This is a genomic window from Microbacterium sp. LWH10-1.2, assembly GCF_038397765.1.
In the GTDB taxonomy this organism is placed as follows: domain Bacteria; phylum Actinomycetota; class Actinomycetes; order Actinomycetales; family Microbacteriaceae; genus Microbacterium; species Microbacterium natoriense.
Genome location: NZ_CP151638.1, coordinates 3,843,390 through 3,860,232, shown reverse-complemented (window position 1 = coordinate 3,860,232; position 16,843 = coordinate 3,843,390). Strand labels below are relative to the sequence as shown.

The window sequence follows — 16,843 nt, the reverse complement described above, 5'->3', positions numbered from 1 at the left end:
GCATGCCCCGACCGACACTGCTCGCCGTCTCGCACGGGACCGCGGATGCCGACGGCTCGACCGCGATCGCCGCCCTCGTCGCCGAAGTACGCGCGGCGCTGCCCGACGTCGAGGTGCGGGAGGCGTTCGTCGACGTGCAGGAGCCCGATGCGGCCGACCTCGCCCCCGCGATCGGCGGTCAGCTCGTCATCGTGCCGCTGCTGCTGTCGAGCGGCTTCCACGTGCACCATGATCTGCACGGCATCGCGGCGAAGCGGGAGGATGCCGTCGTCGCCGACCCCCTGGGACCAGACGCTCGGCTCGCCGACGTGCTCGCGGATCGCCTCGCGGCGACCGCCGACGCGGCCGTGGACGGCCCCGTGGTCCTGGCCGTCGCCGGATCCCGCGACCCCCGTTCGCTCACGGATGCCGAGGGCATGGCGTCCCTGCTCACCGAGCGACTGGGCCGCGACGTCGCGCTCGCCTACCTCGCCGCGCGTGACCCCGATCTGCCGACCGCGCTGCGCGAGCATCCGGGCTCCCCCGTGGCGACCTTCCTCCTCGCCCGCGGCTACTTCTACGATCTGGCCGTGCAGCAGGGCGACGGCCGCACCCTCAGCCTCCCTCTGCTCGACGGCGGGCCCGTGCCGCAGCCCCTCGTCGATCTGGTGGTCGCGCGCTACGAGGACGCCGCCGCCCGCTTCTGAGCACCGCCGCCGTCATCCGCCGGCCGCACAGCACAGAACGTCGTCCCGCACCAGACCCTGCGGGCATATTCCGTGCTGCATGACGCTGTGTGACGATCCTTGACGTCACATGTCATCCAAGGTTCTTGAACACCGTCCAACTCCCTACCGTGAGGCGAAGCCATCCCAGGGAGCCGTTCATGACCATCCAGCAGCCGACGCCGATCCGTGGTGCCCGCACGCGCACCACGAGGACTCCGACCAAACCCCACGGGCAGTGGGCGGTCGACGGCACGGAGCCGCTGAACGCGAACGAGGAGTGGAAGCTCGCCGACGACGGCCTGAACGTCCGCGAGCGCATCGAGAACGTGTACGCGCAGGGCGGGTTCGCGAGCATCGACCCGACCGACCTGCACGGGCGCTTCCGCTGGTGGGGCCTGTACACGCAGCGCAAGCCCGGCATCGACGGCGGCCGCACGGCCCAGCTCGAGCCGCATGAGCTCGAGGACGAGTACTTCATGCTGCGGGTCCGCATCGACGGCGGGCAGCTCACCACCCATCAACTGCGCGTGATCGGCGAGATCTCCACCGAGTTCGCCCGCGACAGCGCGGACCTCACCGACCGTCAGAACGTGCAGCTGCACTGGGTCCAGGTCGAGGACGTGCCCGAGATCTGGCGCCGTCTCGAAGAGGTCGGGCTCAGCACGACCGAGGCGTGCGGCGATGTGCCGCGCGTGATCCTGGGCTCCCCTGTCGCCGGCATCGCCGCGGACGAGATCATCGACCCCACCCCGCAGATCCTCGAGATCGCGGAGCGCTTCGTGGGCGACCAGTCGCTCGCCAACCTCCCCCGCAAGTACAAGACCGCCATCACCGGCCACCCGAGCCAGGACGTGGTGCACGAGATCAACGACTGCGCGTTCGTCGCGGTCGAGCATCCAGAGCTCGGCATCGGCTACGACATCTGGGTCGGCGGCGCGCTCTCGGTGGTGCCGCGGCTCGGCGAGCGCCTCGGCGCGTTCGTGGCCCCCGAGCGGGTCGCCGAGGTGTGGCACGGGGTCACGCAGATCTTCCGCGACTACGGCTATCGCCGCCTGCGCAACAAGGCCCGCCTGAAGTTCCTGCTCGCCGACTGGGGAGTCGAGAGGTTCCGCGAGGTGCTGGAGACCGAGTACCTCGACGCTCCCCTCCCCGACGGGCCGGCCGCCCCCACGCCCACGACGATCGGCGACCACGTCGGCATCCACCGGCAGAAGGACGGATGCTTCTACGTCGGCGCCGCTCCCCTCGTCGGCCGCGTCTCCGGCAGCACGCTGACGGCCCTCGCCGACCTCGCGGAGCAGCACGGATCGCAGCGCATCCGCACCACCCCGCATCAGAAGCTGCTGGTGCTCGACGTGCCGGAGGACGGGGTCGAGAGCCTCGTCGCCGGCCTCGACGCCCTCGGGCTCTCGGCCAGGCCCAGCCTGTTCCGCCGCGGCACCATCGCATGCACGGGCATCGAGTACTGCAAGCTCGCGATCGTGGAGACCAAGGCGAACGCGGCCGACGCGATCCGTCAGCTGGAGGAGCGCCTCGGTGCTCTCGAGCCGGAGATCGGCCGTCCGATCACGCTGCACGTGAACGGCTGCCCGAACTCGTGCGCCCGCATCCAGATCGCCGACATCGGGCTCAAGGGCCAGCTGGTGTCGATCGACGGTGAGCAGGTCCCCGGCTACCAGGTGCACCTGGGCGGCGGCCTCGCGGGCGTCGACCGCGAGGAGGCCGGCCTCGGCCGCACCGTGCGCGGCCTCAAGGTCGCCGCTGACGGCATCGCCGACTACGCCGAGCGGGTGATCCGCCGCTACCTCGCCGACCGCGAGGAGGCTGAGAGCTTCGCGCAGTGGGCGCACAGGGCCGACGAGGAGGCGCTGCAGTGAGCACTCCGGTCGTCATCCGCTCCGCGCGACCTCCCCGGCGCTCGGTCGACGAGCTGCGCGCCCTCGCCGAGCGCGGGGCGGCCGAGCTGCGCAGTCGGCAGCCAGACGAGGCGACGCCGGCGGAGGTCGTCGCCTGGATCGCCGAGAACTTCGACGTCTCGCAGGCGGCCGTCGCCTGCTCGATGGCGGATGCCGCGCTGCCGCACCTCGTCGCGCAGGGCCTCCCCGGTGTCGACGTGCTGTTCCTCGACACGGGCTACCACTTCGCCGAGACCACGTTCACGCGCAACGAGGTGGAGCGCGAGCTCGACGTGCGCATCGTCGACGTGAAGCCGGAGCAGACCGTGCGCGAGCAGGATGCCGAGTTCGGCGCGAACCTGTTCGAGCGCGATCCCGGCCTGTGCTGCGCGCGGCGCAAGGTCGAACCACTGCAGCGCTCGCTCGGCGAGTACGAGGTGTGGTTCACGGGTGTGCGCCGCGAGGAGGCGCCGACGCGCGCCGAGACGCCGCTGATCGTGTGGGACGAGCGCAACGGCCTCGTGAAGGTCAACCCGGTCGCCGCGTGGAGCTTCGACGACCTCATCGACTACGCCACCGTGAACGCGGTGCCGGTGAACCCCCTGATCGCGAACGGCTACCCGTCGATCGGCTGCGCGCCGTGCACGAAGCCCGTCGCCGCCGGCGAAGACCCGCGCTCCGGCCGCTGGGCCGGGCTCTCCAAGACAGAATGCGGACTCCACCTATGAGCGAGACACCTCGTCAGACCTCGTTCGTTGAGCGAGCGCAGCGAGACGAAACGCCAAACCCGACGCGTTTCGTCTCGTCGCTGCGCTCCTCGCTCAACGACCAGGAGGCCCCGACATCGCTGTCGGCCCTCGACCTGCTCGAGGCCGAGGGCATCCACATCATCCGCGAGGTCGTCGCCGAGTTCGAGCGTCCCGTGCTGCTGTTCTCGGGCGGAAAGGACTCCGTCGTGGTGCTGCACCTCGCGGCGAAGGCCTTCGCGCCGGGCAAGGTGCCGTTCCCCGTGCTGCACGTCGACACCGGCCATAACTTCCCCGAGGTGATCGCCTTCCGCGACGAGACGGTCGCCCGCCTCGGCATCGACCTCGAGGTCGCGCGCGTGCAGGACTACATCGACGACGGCCGCCTGGCCGAGCGCCCCGACGGCACCCGCAACCCGCTGCAGACGCAGCCGCTGCTCGATGCGATCGCCGCGGGAAAGCACGATGCCGTGTTCGGCGGCGCCCGCCGCGACGAGGACAAGGCGCGGGCGAAGGAGCGCATCATCTCGCTCCGCGACGAGTTCGGCCAGTGGGACCCGCGCAACCAGCGCCCCGAGCTGTGGAGCCTGTACAACGGCCGCCACCTCCCCGGCCAGCACGTGCGGGCCTTCCCGATCTCGAACTGGACCGAGACCGACATCTGGAACTACATCGAGCGCGAGGGCATCGCCCTCCCTCCCCTGTACTACGCGCACGAGCGCGAGGTCTTCCGTCGCGACGGCATGTGGTGGGCCGTGGGCGAGTTCTCGCAGCCGCGCACCGGCGAAGACGTCGTTCGCCGCACGGTGCGCTACCGCACGGTCGGCGACATGAGCTGCACGGGTGCGGTGGAGTCGGATGCCGCGGACACGGCATCCGTCGTCGCCGAGGTGCAGCGCTCCACCCTCACCGAGCGCGGAGCGACCCGCGCCGACGACCGGATCAGCGAGGCCGCCATGGAGGATCGCAAGAAGGACGGGTACTTCTGATGACTGACACCCCACCGGTCGTTGAGCGAGGGAGCGCAGCGACCGAGACGAAACGCATCGACCCTCAGTCGAGGTCGGATGAGGACGTTTCGTCTCGCTCCGCTCGCTCAACGACCGACGTGAGAACCCTCTTCCGCTTCGCGACGGCCGGCTCCGTCGACGACGGCAAGTCCACGCTCGTCGGCCGACTGCTGCACGACGCGAAGGCGATCCTCGCCGACCAGCTGGAGCAGGTCGCCGCCACCAGCCGCCAGCGCGGCTTCGCGCACGGCGACTTCGACTTCGCGCTCCTCACCGACGGGCTGCGCGCCGAGCGCGAGCAGGGCATCACGATCGACGTCGCCTACCGCTACTTCGCGACCGATCGGCGCAGCTTCATCCTCGCCGACTGCCCCGGCCACGTGCAGTACACGCGCAACATGGTCACCGGATCCGCCACCGCGGATGCCGTGATCGTGCTGGTCGACGCCCGCAAGGGCATCGTGGAGCAGACCCGCCGTCACCTCGCCGTGGTCTCCCTGCTGCGCGTGGCCCACGTCGTCATCGCGGTGAACAAGATCGACCTCACAGGCTTCGACGAGAACGTCTTCGTGGAGATCGAGATCGAGGCGGCCAGGGTCGCCGAGCAGCTGGGCCTCACCGGCATCCACGTGCTGCCGGTGTCGGCGCTCGAAGGCGACAACATCGTCGACCGGTCGGAGCGCACGCCCTGGTATCAGGGGCCGACGCTGATCGAGCTGCTGGAGACCCTCCCGACCATCGACGAGTCGGAGGCCGCAGCCTCGGACTTCCGTCTTCCCGTGCAGCTCGTGCTGCGCCCCCAGGGCGGCCTCTCGCCGACCGTGAGCGCCGACGACGCCGAGCGCTACCGGGACTTCCGCGGATTCGCCGGCCGCATCTCCGCGGGCTCCGTGCGCGTGGGCGACGTCGTGGAGGTGTTCCCCGGCGGGCACGCCACCACGGTCACCGGCATCCACGTCGCGGGGGCGGAGGCGGATGCCGCGACGGCTCCGCAGTCGGTCACGCTGACGCTCGCCGATGAGCTGGACGCCGCGCGGGGCGCCGTGATCGCGGCATCCGGCACCGTTCCCGCCGGGCGCAGGGAGGCGGTCGTCGAGCTCTTCCAGCTCGATCCGCGCACGATCACCGCCGGCACCAGGGTGCTGGTCAAGCACGGCACCCTGACCGTGCAGGCGCTCGTGTCCGAGGTCATCGACCGCCGCGACCTCGACACGCTCGGCCACCTCGACGCCGACGCGCTCGCGGTCAACGAGATCGGCCGCGTGCGTCTGCGCTTCGCCGCCGACCTCCCCCTCGAACCGTACGAGCAGAGCCGCTCCGGCGGCTCCCTCGTGCTCATCCACCCCGCCGACGGCGCGACGCTGGCCGCAGCGACCGTCGTCGGGGACTGACCCGCACCACCCCACCACTCGCTAAGGAGGCGACACCGTGAAGATCACCCGCAAGACCACCGCACTCACAGCCCTTGGACTCGCTGCCATGATGCTGGCCGGCTGCGCCTCGGCATCTGCCGCGCCGAGCGCGTCAGACGCCGCGAAGGACGACCTCTCCGAAGTGCGTCTGGGCTACTTCGCCAACGTCACGCACGCGCCGGCGCTGGTCGGGCTCTCCGAGGGGCTGTTCCAGGATGCTCTCGGCGACGTCGACGTGAAGACGGAGGTCTTCAACGCCGGACCCGCCGCGATCGAGGCCCTCTCGGCCGGAGCGATCGACGCCACCTACATCGGGCCCAACCCGGCGATCAACACGTTCATCCAGTCAGGCGGCGAGTCGGCGAACATCATCGCCGGAGCGACCTCGGGCGGCGCGGCGCTGGTCGTGCGCGACGGCATCGACAAGCCGGAGGACCTCAAGGGCAAGAACATCGCGACGCCCCAGCTCGGCAACACGCAGGACGTGGCGCTGCGCAGCTGGCTCGCCGAGGAGGGCTTCGAGACCTCGACCTCCGGTGGGGGCGACGTCACCATCACGCCCACCGAGAACGCGCAGACGCTGACGCTGTTCCAGGACGGGCAGCTCGACGGCGCCTGGCTCCCCGAGCCGTGGGTGTCGCGACTGGTCGTCGAGGCGGGAGCCCACGTGCTCGTCGACGAGGCCGACCTCTGGCCCGACGGCGCGTTCCCGACCACGGTGCTGCTCGTGCGCAAGGACTTCGCCGAGGAGCACCCGAAGATCGTCGAGGAGCTGCTGGAGGGGCACATCGCCGCAGTGCAGTGGCTCGACGAGCACGCCGACGAGGCCCCGGCCGTCATCAACGACGCCCTGGAGAAGGCGACGGGCAAGAAGCTCTCCGATGAGGTGCTGGCCCGCGCGCTCGAGAACGTCACGTTCACGGTCGACCCGCACGCCGAGACCTTCACGAAGCTCGTGGAGAACGGGCTGGCCGCCGGCACGCAGAAGAAGGGCTCGATCGACGGGCTGTTCGATCTGACGCCACTGAACGCGCTCCTGAAGAAGGCCGGCGAGGACACCGTCTCGGCCGCAGGGCTCGGGGAGGACTGATGAGCGCCGCCGCGGGGCCCTTCGGCGGACTCAGGGACCTTCCCCTGCCAGCATCCGCGACCAGGCTGACGCCCAGCTTCGACGGCGTCACCCCCCTGGCCGAGCCTGCGCCCTCCGTCGACCCTGCGGTGCGCCTCTCGCACGTCACCAAGCGCTACGGCTCGGGGCCGGTCGTCCTCGACGACGTCTCCCTCGACATCGCTCCCGGAGAGTTCATCTGCCTGCTCGGGGCCTCCGGCTGCGGCAAGTCGACGCTGCTCAACCTCGTCGCGGGGCTCGAGCCCGTCACCAGCGGCGGGATCGAGACCCCCGACGGGGGCGCGGCCGTGATGTTCCAGGAGTCCGCGCTGATGCCGTGGCTCACCGCCCGTCAGAACGTCGAGCTCGCGCTGCGACTGCGCGGCGTGCCCCGGCGCGACCGACGCGCGGAGGCCGAGCGTCTGCTCGGCACCGTCAACCTCGCCGAGGCCGCCGACAAGCGGCCGCACGAGCTCTCCGGCGGCATGCGCCAGCGCGTGGCCCTCGCCCGCGCCCTCGCGCAGGATCGCGCCGTGCTGCTCATGGACGAGCCCTTCGCCGCCCTCGACGCCATCACCCGCGACCTGCTGCACGAGGAGCTCGAGCGCGTGTGGCGCGCCACCGGCCGCACGATCGTGTTCGTCACGCACAACGTGCGAGAGGCCGCTCGACTGGGCCAGCGGGTCATCCTGCTCTCCAGTCGCCCAGGTCGCATCGCCGGCGAATGGCGCATCGCGAACACCTCGGGGCGCCGCATCGAGTCGCCAGAGGTCGCGGCCCTCGCCACCGAGATCACCGCCGAGCTGCGGAAGGAGATCGCCCGCAATGCCTCATGAGACCACCGTCTTCCGGCCGGCGGACGACACCACGAGCGGCGATGCCTACGGCGACCTGCGCACGCTGTCGACCGGCCTCGACCGCCTGCAGTCCGACGAGGTGCAGCGCACACCGCGGTGGCGCGACGTGCTCGCCAAGACGCTGCCTCCGGTCACGCTGCTCGTCGTGCTGCTCGCCGTCTGGCAGCTCTACGTCGTCATCGCGAACCCCCGCCCCGACAAGGCTCCGAGCCCGCTCGCCGTCGCCTCGGCGCTCGGCGACGCGTGGGAGTCGGGTCGCCTGCAGGAGGCGGTGCTCACGAGCCTCGAACGCGGCATCATCGGCTTCCTCATCGCGATCGTGGGCGGCACCGCTCTCGGGATGCTGCTCGCCGAGTGGAAGCTGCTGCGTCGCGCCGCCGGCCCGCTCATCTCGGGACTCACCGTGCTGCCCTCCGTGGCCTGGGTCCCCGCCGCGATCATCTGGTTCGGCCTGACCGACGGCACCGCGTACTTCGTGATCCTGATGGGGGCGATCCCCTCGATCGTGAACGGGCTTCTCTCCGGCATCGACCAGGTGCCGCCGCAGCTGCGTCGCGTCGGCATCGTGCTCGGCGCGAGCCGCTGGCAGCTGGCGACCGCGGTGACGCTCCCCGCCGCCCTGCCCGGCTACTTCGCGGGCCTCAAGCAGGGGTGGGCGTTCTCGTGGCGCTCCCTGATGGCGGCCGAGATCATCACGATGGGCGGGTCGATGGGATTCGGGCTGGGCACGATGCTCAACCAGTCGCGCGAGCTCGCCGACCTCGCGAGCGTGCTCGGCACGATCCTGCTCATCCTCGCGATCGGCATCGTCATCGAGCTGGTCCTGTTCGCCCCGCTCGAGCGCCGGATGCTGCGCAATCGCGGACTGCTCCTCGGAGGTGCACGATGACCGGAAGAGTGACCCTCGTCGGGGCGGGACCGGGAGACGCCGGCCTGCTCACGCTCCGCGGCCTGCGGGCGCTGCAGGATGCCGACGTCATCGTCGCCGACCGCCTCGGCGCGCGGCAGGTGCTGCAGCAGCTCGCGGAGGAGGGCGTCGTGCTGACGGCGGAGGTCGTCGACGTCGGCAAGCTCCCCGGCCACCACCCGGTGCCCCAGGACGGCATCAACGACCTCCTCGTCTCCCTGGCCCGCGACGGTCGGGACGTCGTGCGCCTGAAGGGCGGCGATCCGTTCGTCTTCGGCCGAGGCCGTGAGGAGCAGCTGTTCTGCGAGGAGGCCGGCGTCACGGTCGAGGTCGTGCCCGGCGTCACCAGCGCCGTCTCGGTGCCCGCCGTCGCCGGCATCCCGCTCACCCACCGCGGCCTGGCGGCCTCGTTCACCGTGGTCAGCGCGCACGACCAGATCGAGCGCATCCCCGGCGGCTCCGACCACACGGTCGTGCTGCTGATGGGGGTGAACACGCTGGGGCACTCGGCCCACGTGCTCGCCGCCGGCGCCCGCGGCGACGACTGCCCCGTCGCGATCATCGAAGACGGCTTCGGCGAGAGCCAGCGCATCACGATCGGCACGCTCGGGACGATCGCCTCGCTCGCGGCCTCCCGCCAGGTGCGCTCCCCTGCCGTGATCGTGGTGGGAGACGTCGTGCGGCTGAGCCCGCACGCCGCGGCATCCGTGACCATCTCCTCGCAGCCTCCCAGGACCCACTGGAGCGACGCCCTCATCGCCGGGCTCGCCGTCGACACCGGACTCGTCCAGGTCGTCGAGACCTCCCTCAACCGCTGACCGCGCCCGCACCCGCACCCGCACCCGCACCCGCACCCGCACCCGCACCCGCACCCGCACCCGCACCCGCACCCGCACCGAAAGATCCGCCATGTCATCGACCCCCGTCTCCTCGTCTTCGCCGCGTCCGCTGGCCCTGCGCGTCGCGATCGTCGGCGCCGGCCCCGCGGGCATCTACGCGGGAAACCTCCTCGCGAACGCCGTCGCCGAGCGCTCCGGCCGCGTGGAGATCGACCTGTTCGAGTCGCTCCCCGCGCCCTACGGCCTCATCCGCTACGGCGTCGCCCCCGACCACCCGCGCATCAAGGGCATCGTCAACTCGCTGCACGAGATGCTCGATGCGTTCCCCGTCGTCGACGACGGGGACCCCGCGCCCACCCGGCGCACGATCCGCTTCATCGGCAACGTGGAGGTCGGCCGCGACGTCTCCCTCGACGACCTCCGCGAGCGCTACCACGCGGTGATCCTCGCGACCGGGGCGATCCGCGATGCGGCCCTCGACATCCCCGGCGTCGAGCTTCCCGGCTCCTACGGCGCCGCCGATTTCGTGGCGTGGTTCGACGGCCACCCCGACGTCGCGCGCACCTGGCCTCTCGACGCGTCGTCTGTGGCGGTGATCGGCAACGGCAACGTCGCACTCGACGTCGCCCGGGTTCTCGCGAAGCACGCCGTGGACCTCCGCACGACCGAGGTGCCCGACAACGTCCTGGCGGGTCTGGAGTCCTCCGCGGTCACCGACGTGCACGTGTTCGGACGCCGCGGCCCCGCCGACATCAAGTTCACGCCCATCGAACTGCGGGAGCTCGGCGAGGTGCGCGACGTCGACATCGTGCTGCACGACGAAGACTTCGACGGCGTCGACCCGGCAGCCGCGACGAACAACCAGCTCAAGGTCATGCTGCGCACGCTGAACGGCTGGCGCGACCGCCCGGCGGGGACGGCATCCCGCCGACTGCACCTGCACTTCTGGCACGCCCCCGTCGCGATCGAGGGCGACGGGCGGGTCGAGAGCATCCGCTTCGAGCGGACGCGCGCGGATGCCGATGGCGCCCTCGTGCGTACCGGGGAGTTCCGCGACTACGCCGTGCAGGCCGTGTACCGCGCGGTCGGGTACTACGGCACCCGTGTGGTCGATGCGCCGTTCGACGAGGCGCGCGGCGTGGTGCCGAACGACGGCGGCCGTGTGGCCGACGAGCCCGGCCTGTACGCGACCGGCTGGATCAAGCGCGGGCCCGTCGGCCTCATCGGGCACACGAAGTCCGACGCGCTGGAGACCATCACGCACCTCGTGGCGGACGCGGAGGCCGGGCTGCTCGCAGACCCCGCCTCCGACGAGGACGTGCTCGACGTGCTCGACGCGGACGGCGCCGAGTACACGACCTGGGACGGCTGGCTGGCCCTCGACGCCCACGAGCGTCGCCTCGGCGAGACGCACCGGCACGCCCGCGAGCGGGTGAAGGTCGTGCCCCGCGACGAGCAGGTCGCGGTGTCGCGCGACGGCGCTCTCGTCCGATGACCTACGTCATCGCGCTGCCCTGCGTCGATGTGAAGGATCGCGCCTGCATCGACGAGTGCCCCGTCGACTGCATCTACGAGGGAGAGCGCTCCCTCTACATCCACCCCGACGAGTGCGTCGACTGCGGCGCCTGCGAGCCGGTGTGCCCCGTGGAGGCGATCTACTACGAGGACGACCTGCCCGAGGAGTGGCAGGATTACTACAAGGCGAATGTGGAGTTCTTCGATGAGCTCGGCTCGCCCGGCGGCGCCGCCAAGGTCGGCGTCTCCGCGTTCGACCACCCGGTGGTCGCCGCCCTTCCCCCACAGGAGGGTGCGCATGGCTGAGACGGCTCCGTACGACGTGCTGATCATCGGCGGGGGCCCTGCGGGCCTCTCCGCCGCCCTCAACCTGGGCCGGTCCCTGGTGCGGGTGCTCGTCGTGGATGCCGATCGCCCACGGAACGCGGCGACGTTGAACTCGCACGGCTTCCTGACCCGCGACGGCGTGCCCCCGCACGAGCTGCGCAAGCTCGCCCGGGCGGAGCTCGCCGCTTACCCGAGCGTCGAGATCCGCTCCCGCGTGCGCGTCGCCTCGCTGTCGCAGACGGACGACGGGTTCGCCGCGGGGATCGGCCGCACGGAGGCCACGGAGACGATCCGCACGCGCGCCGTGCTGCTCGCCACCGGCCTGCGCGAGACGCTGCCTGAGGTGCCGAACCTGCGGGGCTTCTACGGCATGAGCCTGTTCAGCTGCGCGGCCTGCGACGCGTGGGAGCTGCGCGGTCGACGCCTCGCGCTCATCGGGGAGTCCGCCGACCTCGCCGATCGCGCACGGCTGATCGCCCGCTGGACCGAGAGCCTCACGGTCTTCACGAACGGCTCAGACGCCGTCACGACGACGGAGGAGGCCGAGCTCGCCGCCGCGGGGATCGCCGTGCTGCGGCATCCGATCACCGAGCTCGTGGGCGAACGGGGCAGGCTCGAGGCGATCCGTCTCGACGGCGGTCAGGTGATCAGGGTCGGCGGCGGGTTCGTGCGGCCGGCGTGGGAGACCGACCTCTCGTTCCTCGACGGCTTCACCGCGGCGGTCGACGGGCACGGGCACCTCGTCACCGACCGCTCAGGGCGCACCGATGTGCCCGGCCTCTACGCCGCGGGGGATGCCGCCGCCCCCGGACCCCAGCAGCTCATCGTCGCGGCCGGCGCCGGAGCCCGCGTCGCGGCCGTGATCGTGCATGACGCCGTCGGCGTCGCCACTGCGCACTGACTCCCCGCGCGTCTCGCCCCGGGCTAGGCTGACCGGCATGACGCGTACATCGGGGGGCCGTCTCGCCGCGGCGATCATCGTCGGAGTCGTCGCGCTGCCACTGAGCGGCTGTCTCTACGCGCAGATCCCCGCGGATCCGCCGGTGGTCGACGGGCCGACGATCACCCCGGTTCCCTCCGACGAGCCCGCAGAAGACGGCATCCCCGCGACGATGTCGTTCGCCGACGGCGCCGATCTGCCGTCGACCGCGTACATCCAGTGGGGCGACGGCCTCCTGTTCGACGACGGCTGGAAGTCGGTCGCCCCCGACGACGGCAACGGCGGATGGACGGACGGCACGATCGACGACACCTGCACGGCGCGGTTCTGGCAGGGGCTCGCATCCGACGTGGACATGACGCCGGGCGACGACGAGGTCAGTTCGGACGCGGTGCTCGCGCAGGTCGTCGGCGGCACGACCTCGGCCTCCGTGACGCTGCTCGCGACGACCGTGCAGCTCGGGTACCAGACCGGCGGAACGCCGCTGGTCGATGCGCGTCAGCTGACCGGGACGCGCGACGGGCACGACTGGTCGATCACGGCGCGCGCGTTCACGGCGACGGGGGCCGGCGTCTTCGTGATCGTCGACTGCGTGGGCGGCGACGTGGGTGCGGTCTTCGACGAGATCGTCGAGAAGAACGCGATCATCATCACCCCGTGACGGGCGAGGTCACTTGCCTCCGGGCGGACCGACGAGCAGCAGGATGACGTAGAGCGCCACGACCGCGATCGCGATCAGCCCGCCCAGCACCCACGGACGCCGCAGGAACCAGCGCATCAGCCGGTCGATCCAGCGCCGGTCGCGCGGGTCTTGGCCCTCTTCCAGCCGCCAGGCGCCGGCGAGGCGCCCCGTGCGGTGCAGCCAGATCTCCATCGGGATCGTCGCGTAGGGCACGATCGCGCTGGCGACGGCGAGCACGGCGACGCCCGCATGCCAGCGGTTGTTCAGCGCCACGAGGATCGCGGTCGCCCCGTAGGCGAGGAACACGAACCCGTGGATGCCGCCGCCGATCGTGACGACGATCCCCGGAGCGCCGGCCGCCCGCGCGATGAGGGCCGAGATGAGGAGCGTCCAGGTGATCGCCTCGGCGATGGCCAGGACGCGGTACAGACGGGAGGGCTCGGTGAACACAGTGCTCCTAGGAATCGGGTACTCCCCACGCTAGGCGGCTCCGCGGCATCCGTGATCCATCGAATGGTTGAGTCGTGCTCGCTCGGTTGCGTGGAGCGACCGCTCAGGACTGGGGGAGGTCGGCCATGAAGGCGTTCAGGATCTCGGCGACGCGCGCATGCATCTCCTCGTCCGTGATCGTCGGCTGTCCGTCGCCGTCCTGGGGACCGTAGTCACCGAACGACGCGTGGGACGCACCCTCGATCTGGACCATCTCGGCGTCTCCGGGGAGCAGGGCCCTGGCCGCATCGATCTTCTCCGGCGTCGACAGTCCGTCCTCGCTCCCCGAGATGCTCAGCACGGCGAGATCGGTGTCGGAGAGGTCGTTCGAGCAGTACGAGCCGAACAGCACGAGGGCCTCCGCGTCGGCGGCCAGCTGGCACGCGCGCACGCCGCCCAGCGAGTGCCCGCCGACGGCCCAGTCGTCGATGTCGGGGGCGGCGGAGGTGAAGGAGTCGAGTCCACGCAGGTCGAAGAAGGCGAGGTTCAGCCACGGGCGCGTGATCACCACGGTGACGCCCTCCTCGGCGAGGCTCTGCAGGATCGGGGCGTACGCCCACGGATCCACCTTCGCCCCGGGGATGAAGACCAGGCCCTGCTCGGAATCGCCGTCTGCGGGCGTGAGCACGATGCCCTGCTCGGCGTCCTCGACGTGGATCGCCGGGTTCTCGCGAACGCTCGCCAGCGGGGCCTTCTCGGCGGGCATCACCCCGATCTGGCTCCAGCCGACGACGCCGACGATCCCGAGCACGACGACGGCGACGACACCCCAGACAATCACTTTCAGGACACGACGGCCACGCTTCTTCTGCACGAGATCAACGTTATTGCCCGCGGATGGGAATGCCCCCGGGAGGTGCTGCCCGTCACATTCGCGTCTCTGCGGAATACCCCGGCGTTCCCCGACGTTGCCGAAGGCATGGTGACCGTCGACTCCGAAGCCCTCTCGCAGGTTCTCGGCGCCGTCGACCTCCGCGTCGGCGTCGGTCGACGCCGGATCCTGGATGCCGGTGCGCTGCTTCCGCTCGCGCCGGGTGCGGCGACGCTCGTCTACATCGCCCGCGGCGCCGTGCACGGCATCCCTCCGCTGGACTCCGGGTGCCGGCTGGACGTCGACCGCTCCTCGCACCTCATCGCCGTCGACATCCCCGGCCCGCGCGCCGCGCTGACGGCCGGCGACGCCTTCCTCACGGTGGGCCGCACCGCGCTCGCTCTCGAGGCTGACGCCGAGACCACGCTGGTGGTCGTCGACCTGGAATGGGCCGACTCGGCGTCGACGCTCGACGCCGTGCTGCCCGACTACATCACCGTCACCGGATTCGACGTGCTCGAACCTGCGGCTGCGGCGCTGGCCGCCAGCATGGGCCCGACCGACCCGGCCGCCTGCGCAGTGCGCCAGGGTGATCCGCTGATCTGCCGCATGATGGCGACGACGGTGCTGCTGTCGGTCATCCGCGCCTGGGCGGCGAACGGCTGCGCCCCCGAGGGCTGGCCGTCGGTCTCGAAGGATCCGTTCCTCGACCGCGTCGTCGAGGCGATCCACGAGGAGCCCGGTCGCGAGTGGACCGTCGAACGCCTCGCCGGCGTCGGCGCCATGTCGCGCTCCGCGTTCGCAGAGCGATTCCGCAGCGCGATCGGCCGCTCCCCCGCCGACTACGTCACCGAGGTGCGCGTCGATGCGGCGAAGCGGATGCTGGAGGCGGGGCGTTCCGTCTCGGAGACCTCCCGCGAGCTGGGCTACGCCTCCGATGAGGGGTTCAGCCGCGCCTTCCGCCGCCGCACCGGCCTGACCCCGAGCGCCTGGCGCGCGGCATCCCGCCTCCCCGTCTCGGCCTAGTCCCGCACCTCGCCCCTGCAGCCGCTTCTTCCGAGCACGACTTCGGACCTCCCCCGGCGCACTTCGGGCCTCCCCCCGGGCACAACTTCGGACCTCCCCCGGCGCGCTTCGGGCCTCCCCCGGGCACAACTTCGGACCCGACCAGGCGACACGCCGCCAGGACGACGCGACACGCCGCCGCCGGCATCCCTGCTCCGAAACTGTGCCCGCAGCCGTGCTCCGAAGCTGTGCTCGGCGTGCCCGCTCCGAAGCTGTGCTCACGGGGGACTGCAGACGGAGGGTGTCACAGACTCCGACGCCGTGCCAGCGCGCGCGGCTACGCGACGGCGATACGTGGAGCCCGCGCCCGGTTCGATGCGCCGAAGAGCACCGCGCCGAGGAGCAGCGACACGGCGCCGACCACGTAGACGAGCTCGATGCTCAGCGTGTCGACGAGGAGTCCGCCCACACCGGCCGCGATCGTGATTGCCGCCTGGAAGCCCACGACGACGAGGCTGCCGCCGGCTTCGAGGCGATCCGGCATCCGGTGTCCGACCCAGGTGTTCGCGACGATCAGCCAGGACGAGAAGAAGAAGCCCCACACGAGCACGACGACCGCGACGCCGACGATCGAGCCCGAGAAGACGATCATCGAGATCACGGCGACCGCGATCACCACGGGCGCGAAGACCGCGAAGAACGCGAAGGTGCGGTCGATCACGAGTCCGATGGCGATGTTGCCCGCCAGGCCGCCGAGGCCGAACAGCGCGAGGAGCACGACGATCGTGGAGGCGTCGACCTCGGGGATGCGCTCGAGAGCGAGACGCACGTACGTGTAGGCGAGGAAGTGCCCGAGCACGACGAAGATGTGACCGGCCATGCCGAGGCCGATGCCGGGGCGACGCAGCGTGTCGACGAGGAGGCGGATGCTGGAGGCCTGAGCCGCGGGCACCGAGGGGAGCGTGAACCGCAGCGCGACCGCGAGCACCACCATCAGCGCGCTGGCGATGCCGAACACCATGCGCCAGTCGACGAGCTCGGAGAGCATGACGCCGAGCGGAACCCCGGCGACCGTGGCCAGGGAGACGCCGGCCGACGTGAACATGACCCCGCGTCCGAGCCGGTCGGGGCCGGCGAGGGCCGCGGCGACCGTGATCGACATCGACCAGAACGCGCTGATGGCGGCGCCCAGCAGGAACCGCGCCGCCAGCACGATGACGAGGTTCGGCGCGAACGCCACGATGAGGTTCGATACGGCCGCGGCGAGCGCCATCCACACGAGCAGCGATCGTCGATCGAGACGAGGGAAGATGAGGCCGATGGTCGGCGCCACCACGAGACCGACGAGCGCGGTCACGGTCACGGTCTGCCCCGCCTGCCCCGGGGTGACCCCCAGCGCGTCGGCCATCTCGGTGAGGACGCCGTTGGGCAGGAACTCCGCCGTCACCAGCAGGAACCCCATCAGCATCAGCACGATGAGCCCGCCGTAGCGCATGCGCTCGACGGGGGCGGAGCCGATGGTGGGAACGGGGGCGGTCGTCGTCATGGTTCCACCTTCGCAGGCTCCGGATGCCGTCGCCCGACGTCGCGTCC

Annotated in this window: 17 protein-coding genes; 14 read left to right on the top strand and 3 right to left on the bottom strand. The window is 71.3% G+C overall.

Features of this window, described 5'->3' with window-relative positions; translation table 11 throughout:
• Positions 1-2: 2 nt before the first annotated feature.
• The 13 genes from MRBLWH10_RS18090 to MRBLWH10_RS18030 all read left to right on the top strand — a co-directional run bounded on the left by MRBLWH10_RS18090 (position 3) and on the right by MRBLWH10_RS18030 (position 12,924).
• Positions 3-686: a CbiX/SirB N-terminal domain-containing protein gene (locus MRBLWH10_RS18090; protein ID WP_341940997.1), complete on the top strand. Its 684-nt coding sequence runs from the start codon at positions 3-5 to the stop codon at positions 684-686.
• A gap of 179 nt (positions 687-865) precedes the next feature.
• Positions 866-2,584: a nitrite/sulfite reductase gene (locus MRBLWH10_RS18085; protein WP_341940996.1), complete on the top strand. Its 1,719-nt coding sequence runs from the start codon at positions 866-868 to the stop codon at positions 2,582-2,584.
• Complete coding sequence (locus MRBLWH10_RS18080; protein WP_223585638.1) at positions 2,581-3,330, top strand: phosphoadenylyl-sulfate reductase; 750 nt, start codon at positions 2,581-2,583, stop codon at positions 3,328-3,330. The genes MRBLWH10_RS18085 and MRBLWH10_RS18080 overlap by 4 nt, the downstream gene beginning before the upstream one ends.
• Complete coding sequence (gene cysD / locus MRBLWH10_RS18075) at positions 3,327-4,337, top strand: sulfate adenylyltransferase subunit CysD (RefSeq protein ID WP_341940995.1); 1,011 nt, start codon at positions 3,327-3,329, stop codon at positions 4,335-4,337. Before MRBLWH10_RS18080 ends, cysD begins: the two co-directional genes overlap by 4 nt.
• A 119-nt stretch (positions 4,338-4,456) precedes the next feature.
• On the top strand, positions 4,457-5,749 hold the full coding sequence (locus tag MRBLWH10_RS18070; protein WP_341940994.1) for a GTP-binding protein: 1,293 nt from the start codon (positions 4,457-4,459) through the stop codon (positions 5,747-5,749).
• Between the two features lie 37 nt (positions 5,750-5,786).
• The gene (locus tag MRBLWH10_RS18065) at positions 5,787-6,860 is read left to right on the top strand and encodes an ABC transporter substrate-binding protein (protein WP_341940993.1); all 1,074 of its coding nucleotides are present in this window, start codon (positions 5,787-5,789) and stop codon (positions 6,858-6,860) included.
• The gene (locus MRBLWH10_RS18060) at positions 6,860-7,714 is read left to right on the top strand and encodes an ABC transporter ATP-binding protein (RefSeq protein WP_341940992.1); all 855 of its coding nucleotides are present in this window, start codon (positions 6,860-6,862) and stop codon (positions 7,712-7,714) included. The genes MRBLWH10_RS18065 and MRBLWH10_RS18060 overlap by 1 nt, the downstream gene beginning before the upstream one ends.
• Positions 7,704-8,624, top strand: a complete 921-nt coding sequence (locus MRBLWH10_RS18055; protein ID WP_341940991.1) for an ABC transporter permease — start codon at positions 7,704-7,706, stop codon at positions 8,622-8,624. The genes MRBLWH10_RS18060 and MRBLWH10_RS18055 overlap by 11 nt, the downstream gene beginning before the upstream one ends.
• Positions 8,621-9,460, top strand: a complete 840-nt coding sequence (gene cobA, locus MRBLWH10_RS18050) for a uroporphyrinogen-III C-methyltransferase (protein WP_341940990.1) — start codon at positions 8,621-8,623, stop codon at positions 9,458-9,460. The genes MRBLWH10_RS18055 and cobA overlap by 4 nt, the downstream gene beginning before the upstream one ends.
• 91 nt (positions 9,461-9,551) lie before the next feature.
• On the top strand, positions 9,552-10,976 hold the full coding sequence (locus MRBLWH10_RS18045; protein ID WP_341940989.1) for an FAD-dependent oxidoreductase: 1,425 nt from the start codon (positions 9,552-9,554) through the stop codon (positions 10,974-10,976).
• Complete coding sequence (gene fdxA, locus MRBLWH10_RS18040) at positions 10,973-11,302, top strand: ferredoxin (protein ID WP_105677072.1); 330 nt, start codon at positions 10,973-10,975, stop codon at positions 11,300-11,302. Before MRBLWH10_RS18045 ends, fdxA begins: the two co-directional genes overlap by 4 nt.
• Positions 11,295-12,224 (top strand): NAD(P)/FAD-dependent oxidoreductase, encoded by a 930-nt coding sequence (locus MRBLWH10_RS18035; RefSeq protein ID WP_341940988.1) that lies wholly within the window; start codon positions 11,295-11,297, stop codon positions 12,222-12,224. The genes fdxA and MRBLWH10_RS18035 overlap by 8 nt, the downstream gene beginning before the upstream one ends.
• Positions 12,225-12,261: 37 nt before the next feature.
• Positions 12,262-12,924 (top strand): hypothetical protein, encoded by a 663-nt coding sequence (locus MRBLWH10_RS18030; protein WP_341940987.1) that lies wholly within the window; start codon positions 12,262-12,264, stop codon positions 12,922-12,924.
• 9 nt (positions 12,925-12,933) lie between these two features.
• Here the strand turns inward: MRBLWH10_RS18030 and MRBLWH10_RS18025 are convergent, their stop codons facing one another.
• Positions 12,934-13,395, bottom strand: coding sequence for a DUF3817 domain-containing protein (locus MRBLWH10_RS18025; protein WP_341940986.1), 462 nt, complete (start codon positions 13,393-13,395; stop codon positions 12,934-12,936).
• Positions 13,396-13,498: 103 nt separating this feature from the next.
• Positions 13,499-14,248 (bottom strand): alpha/beta hydrolase, encoded by a 750-nt coding sequence (locus MRBLWH10_RS18020; protein ID WP_341940985.1) that lies wholly within the window; start codon positions 14,246-14,248, stop codon positions 13,499-13,501.
• Between the two features lie 105 nt (positions 14,249-14,353).
• On the opposite strand from MRBLWH10_RS18020, the gene MRBLWH10_RS18015 reads away from it, so the two are divergent.
• Positions 14,354-15,271, top strand: coding sequence for an AraC family transcriptional regulator (locus MRBLWH10_RS18015; protein ID WP_341940984.1), 918 nt, complete (start codon positions 14,354-14,356; stop codon positions 15,269-15,271).
• A gap of 316 nt (positions 15,272-15,587) precedes the next feature.
• Here the strand turns inward: MRBLWH10_RS18015 and MRBLWH10_RS18010 are convergent, their stop codons facing one another.
• Positions 15,588-16,796: an MFS transporter gene (locus tag MRBLWH10_RS18010; RefSeq protein WP_341940983.1), complete on the bottom strand. Its 1,209-nt coding sequence runs from the start codon at positions 16,794-16,796 to the stop codon at positions 15,588-15,590.
• Positions 16,797-16,843: the final 47 nt, after the last annotated feature.